At 52.9% G+C, this 577-nt stretch carries 1 protein-coding gene; it reads right to left on the bottom strand.

Going from position 1 to position 577, the window contains the following annotated elements; translation table 11 throughout:
* On the bottom strand, positions 1-577 hold a 577-nt coding region (locus PPL9_RS08805; protein WP_200962187.1), incomplete at both ends, for an Ig-like domain-containing protein.

Genomic DNA, 577 nt, shown 5'->3' with positions numbered 1-577 from the left:
CATTAGCGCCATTGATGGTCACCGTGACCGTCTTGGTAATTGGCTCTGCCGTGCCATCACTCACTGTGTAAGTGAAAGTATCTGTTGCTGTCTCACCAACAGCCAGATACTCGAACTGACCGTTCGGATCATACTGGAACTTGCCGTCAATAAGAGACACGTCACCTCTCGTGCCGCTGACATCAAACGTGATGGTGGCGGTGTCAGATGCATCTGGGTCAATATAGGCAGGTTCAATCAGAACACTGTCGTCTTCCGAGGTGGAAGCTGTAATATCGAAGACAACCGGTGCATCGTTGGTGCCGACGATAGTCACTGTTACCGACTGGGTCGCAACTCCCCCATTGCCGTCATCCAGTGTCACAGTGAACACAAGTTCAACCTGTTCACCTGCCGCCAGATAATCGAATACGGTGGAAGCAGCGGAGAAGGTCAGATCAATAGAGCCTTCCACGCTCGAAGCCGAAGACGCAACTCCTGTAACGCTCAGCAGAGCTTTGAGGTCGTCGTCATTCAAGGATGACAGACCGGAGGTGACACCGGTTGCGCTGACATCCGTAATGCTGGCGGTGTGAGC

Origin of the sequence: Pseudovibrio sp. POLY-S9 (assembly GCF_001431305.1) — a bacterium.
In the GTDB taxonomy this organism is placed as follows: domain Bacteria; phylum Pseudomonadota; class Alphaproteobacteria; order Rhizobiales; family Stappiaceae; genus Pseudovibrio.
This window is presented reverse-complemented; position numbering and strand designations above follow the sequence as displayed.